This window comes from Neobacillus niacini, from assembly GCF_046591715.1.
Classification (GTDB): domain Bacteria; phylum Bacillota; class Bacilli; order Bacillales; family Cytobacillaceae; genus Neobacillus; species Neobacillus niacini_L.
In genome coordinates this window covers 1-1,201 of record NZ_JAWVNQ010000036.1, presented here as the reverse complement: position 1 = coordinate 1,201, position 1,201 = coordinate 1, and the positions used below count along the sequence as shown (strand labels likewise).

At 45.0% G+C, this 1,201-nt stretch carries 9 tRNA genes; all 9 read left to right on the top strand.

Annotated features, from left to right (window positions below):
* Nucleotides 1-9: 9 nt before the first annotated feature.
* The 9 genes from SFC47_RS25780 (at nucleotide 10) to SFC47_RS25740 (ending at nucleotide 1,004) form a co-directional block, all read left to right on the top strand.
* A tRNA-Val gene (locus tag SFC47_RS25780) sits at nucleotides 10-85 on the top strand.
* Between the two features lie 64 nt (nucleotides 86-149).
* Nucleotides 150-225 (top strand) — tRNA-Thr (locus SFC47_RS25775).
* Nucleotides 226-326: 101 nt separating this feature from the next.
* Nucleotides 327-402: transfer RNA gene (locus SFC47_RS25770), tRNA-Lys, on the top strand.
* Nucleotides 403-434: 32 nt separating this feature from the next.
* A tRNA-Leu gene (locus SFC47_RS25765) sits at nucleotides 435-516 on the top strand.
* Between the two features lie 30 nt (nucleotides 517-546).
* Nucleotides 547-621: transfer RNA gene (locus tag SFC47_RS25760), tRNA-Gly, on the top strand.
* 5 nt (nucleotides 622-626) lie between these two features.
* Nucleotides 627-715: transfer RNA gene (locus tag SFC47_RS25755), tRNA-Leu, on the top strand.
* A gap of 35 nt (nucleotides 716-750) precedes the next feature.
* A tRNA-Arg gene (locus SFC47_RS25750) sits at nucleotides 751-827 on the top strand.
* Nucleotides 828-834: 7 nt separating this feature from the next.
* A tRNA-Pro gene (locus SFC47_RS25745) sits at nucleotides 835-911 on the top strand.
* 17 nt (nucleotides 912-928) lie between these two features.
* Nucleotides 929-1,004 (top strand) — tRNA-Ala (locus SFC47_RS25740).
* Nucleotides 1,005-1,201 lie beyond the last annotated feature (197 nt).

The window sequence follows — 1,201 nt, the reverse complement described above, 5'->3', positions numbered from 1 at the left end:
TTTATACATGGAGGATTAGCTCAGCTGGGAGAGCATCTGCCTTACAAGCAGAGGGTCGGCGGTTCGATCCCGTCATCCTCCACCATAGTTTTTTCACGTTAGTGAAAATAACTTTCAAGATTTCACCAAGAAAAACATCTACATTATTTGCCGGGGTAGCTCAATTGGTAGAGCAACTGACTTGTAATCAGTAGGTTGGGGGTTCAAGTCCTCTCGCCGGCACCATGCTTCTTGCTTCGTTGATTTACATCAGTGGAAGCATGCGCGAAATCCCGAAGGGATTTTAAGCATAAAAAACTAGGTAGTTATGTATAAACTAATTGTACGAGCCATTAGCTCAGTTGGTAGAGCATCTGACTTTTAATCAGAGGGTCGAAGGTTCGAGTCCTTCATGGCTCACCATAGTTTTTAGCAGCAAAGTAATTTTTAAATATGCGGGTGTGGCGGAATTGGCAGACGCACCAGACTTAGGATCTGGCGCCGCAAGGCGTGGGGGTTCGACTCCCTTCACCCGCACTTATTTATACTTTTTATTGCAATTTTTACGCGGAAGTAGTTCAGTGGTAGAACACCACCTTGCCAAGGTGGGGGTCGCGGGTTCGAATCCCGTCTTCCGCTCCAAAATTGCCGGGGTGGCGGAACTGGCAGACGCACAGGACTTAAAATCCTGCGGTAGGTGACTACCGTACCGGTTCGATTCCGGTCCTCGGCACCATTTGATTGTTCATAACAACAAGTAAAACAATATTTGCGCCCGTAGCTCAATTGGATAGAGTGTCTGACTACGGATCAGAAGGTTATGGGTTCGACTCCTTTCGGGCGCGCCATTTTTTACGGGAAGTAGCTCAGCTTGGTAGAGCACTTGGTTTGGGACCAAGGGGTCGCAGGTTCGAATCCTGTCTTCCCGACCATTTAATTTTTTTAATTTGGGGCCTTAGCTCAGCTGGGAGAGCGCCTGCTTTGCACGCAGGAGGTCAGCGGTTCGATCCCGCTAGGCTCCACCAAAGTCTTTTACGATAAAATATTAATTAAATAATATGTTGACAATGCAATAGTGCATTTGTTAAGATATTAAAGTCGTCAACAAGACAACATATTGCTCTTTGAAAACTAAACAAACAAGAACGTCAACAAACAATTTTTTTAGCTTTTTATAAAAGCTAAGCCAACGTAACAAATGAGCTATATCAACTTTCTTGGA